We start from the raw sequence: 1,985 nt of genomic DNA on the forward strand, positions 1-1,985 counted from the left end.
GGCGAAAGAAACATTACCCGTTATGAACTGGCTCAGATCATTGCCCGCCTCATGGCAAAAGAAGACCAGCTGAACGCTGAACAGCGTGCAACCCTGGACAAACTGGCTGGCGAATACGCTGACGAACTGGCAAACCTGGGCGTTCGCGTAGCTAACCTGGAAAAGAAAGTAGGCAACATCTCCTGGTCCGGCAACGGCTACATGAAATTTGCTCAGGGCTACAAAACCTATGAAACCGGCACCGGCAAAGACGCAGTTACCCATTATACAGGCAAAGCTGATGACAAATACGTTGGCCGTATCCGTATCAACGTAAAGGGCCAGGTCAATGACTCTACCTATGTGAATGGCCTGCTCCGTTCTGATATGAACTTCAAAGACAGCGAAACCAGCGATACCTACATGCAGAGACTCTATGTCCGTCATGCATTCGGCGACAAGGTAGAAGCTACCCTTGGCAAATATGACCAGTTCTTCGGCCAGACCGGCGTATTCTTCGATTCTGAAATCAAAGGCGCTGAAGTGGCATTCCATGCAAATGATGCAGCCAACCTGGCAGTAGGCTATGGCCGCTTCGAAGACTGGAACGGAGACTATGCAGACAACATCACTGATAAACATGAATATGCCTACGCACAGTTCTCCGGCGAAGCAGGACGCTTTGCTTATGACGTAGACTATGTGAACGGCACCAGCTCCAACAAAGTCAACATCTGGGGCGCAGGCCTCACCGCAGGCCTTGGCGGCGGCTTCGACGTATTCGGTGACTACTACAAGAACACCGATGCCAAAGGCGATCCGGATCTCTGGACTGCAGGCCTTGGCTACGGCAAACAGGATAATGCTAAAGTCGGCTCCTTCCGTGTAGCTGCTTCCTATGTAGACGCTGAAAGAAATGCATTCCTCGGTGCTTACACCTACGATGCTTCCCCACTGGACGCTCTTCTGAACAAAGACGTCAAAGAAGTTAAATTCTGGCGTGCAGAAGGCGATGTAACCCTCGCTAAGAACGTAAGACTCCACGGCGAATACAGCTTCGACGTAAAGACCAAAGGCACCGATACCGACTACGATGATGTAGCATCCGTATCCCTGAACTATGTATTCTAATTTTCATTAGAATGAAAAAAGAAGCTCCTCGAAATGAGGGGCTTCTTTTTTTCTACATCCTGACGGCCAAAGACTCCGGCGCCAGCCGCGCCTTTCTTTTTAACATGACGGTAGGGTGACACGGCTCTTTCGTCATCTCGAGCGGGGCTGCGTGCCGGTATGGGGCAGATGGAAAACGCTCCGATGGTACTCTGAGTCGAGAGATCTCCCGCCCCAATGCTGCCCGTACCATCAGAGGGAGGAGATTTCTCCACTCTGTGGAGACTCTGCATAGAGTCTCCAAGTCAGCCGAAGTTGGCCTCTAGCCTGCACAATAAGAGGCTTTCCTATTGGCGGCTGACCGGCTTCGGTCGAAATGACGAGAGGGGCGCTCGCCGCCATCGTCATCTCGAGCGGAGGATTTATGAGAAGATTATCTCGCGGTGTTTTATTCTGCTCCCGCTTGCGGGGGAAGTCCCGCGCAGCGGGAAAGGGGGAGGCGAACGTAGTGAGCCAATCACCAGAGTGCTTATCATGCTATATGATACAGAAAGCCAATCCCGTAACGCTGACTTCTTATGGACAAGCCCCTTTGGGGCTTGAAGGTTCAGGCGCCTCTCGGCGCCCGGGTTCTATCGTTCCTGTGCTGCGCACCGAACGATGGGTTCGGCCCACAGAGCGGGCTGGTTCAGAGGGTAGTTTTATATGCCGCTGCCTGGGGCAGCGAAAACCGTCCAACCGGGTTTCGCTCAGGGGGCCGCCGATTGGCGGTCAGGACCGCGATGGAGCATCCCTATCGGTGCTCTGCCCCGTACACCCTTTCCCGCTTCGCGGGACTTCCCCTCAAGGGGAAACGAGAAAATAGGTGGCACTGGATATTGTGTCACATATGACAC

Annotated in this window: 1 protein-coding gene; it reads left to right on the forward strand. The window is 53.2% G+C overall.

Annotated elements, in window-relative coordinates; all coding sequences use genetic code 11:
- Nucleotides 1–1,110, forward strand: a 1,110-nt coding sequence (locus tag HMPREF9453_RS12220; RefSeq protein WP_008860632.1) for a hypothetical protein, incomplete at its 5' end; no start/stop codon positions are given.
- Nucleotides 1,111–1,985 lie beyond the last annotated feature (875 nt).

This window comes from Dialister succinatiphilus YIT 11850 (genome assembly GCF_000242435.1).
In the GTDB taxonomy this organism is placed as follows: domain Bacteria; phylum Bacillota; class Negativicutes; order Veillonellales; family Dialisteraceae; genus Dialister; species Dialister succinatiphilus.